This is a genomic window from Oleiphilus sp. HI0128 (assembly GCF_001635365.1).
This window is the reverse complement of record NZ_LWGG01001537.1, coordinates 1-825: the sequence shown is the minus strand read 5'-3', so window position 1 is coordinate 825 and position 825 is coordinate 1. Positions and strand designations below refer to the sequence as shown.

General features: G+C 38.9%; 1 protein-coding gene. It reads right to left on the bottom strand.

Features of this window, described 5'->3' with window-relative positions:
• A partial coding sequence (locus A3763_RS25300) for a 1-acyl-sn-glycerol-3-phosphate acyltransferase (protein WP_068760707.1) occupies positions 1-548 on the bottom strand: 548 nt, incomplete at its 3' end.
• Positions 549-825 lie beyond the last annotated feature (277 nt).

Here is an 825-nt window from a genome sequence, read left to right as displayed (position 1 = left end):
ATCGGTGTGGTGTGCTTCATTGCCAAGTGCACAAAGCCATTTCCGAAACGTGCAAGCTGATAGCGATCTTTGTATAGCTTTCCTGAGCCTCGTATTCCCTCCGGGAAAACCACAATAGCCTCACCATTTTCAAGCATTTTTGCGCAATTTATAGGGTCGCCTAATACGGCACCAACCTGATTCAGAAAATTTCCAAGGAATGGAACTGTTGGAAAGAAGCGCTCAATCATTGCGCGAGGTAAACGAGGAGAATTTTCTCGGTTTGCTACTGCATAACCGATAAGTGTTCCATCAATAGGAAGCTGTCCACTATGGTTTGCGATAATTAGTACGGGCCCTGAATCGGGAGTATGCTCAATCCCGCTAGTCTCTACGCGAAAGTATTTGTTGTAAATGCCAGAGAATAAAGAAAAAACAATCTTATTGGTATCAGAGTTAAAACCCCATGGGTCATAGCCAAGGGTTCCAACTGGTTTTTCTATCTTATCGAGTTGGACGTTTAGTTCTTTTGATACTAGTTTATCTTTTAGAAAAGATTTTAAGCCCATTTCAAATCCTTTGACATATTATTGTGTTGCTGTTCTATCTTGACTCGACTTAGTTTTGTGACTGTGAGTCGACATGAACATTATGTCATATTATTACGCTGCGGGTCTTTTTAAATCAGGATTAAAGGGCAATAAAATATATAGGGATTGATTTATCACATACAAAAAAATTAAGCCTTTTCGCTTTAGAGAAAGTATCTTTCGCGCTTGGCACGATTCAATACTATAGTGATAGTAAGTCCTTTTATGAGATTCTTATGGATATAAGTGTATATGT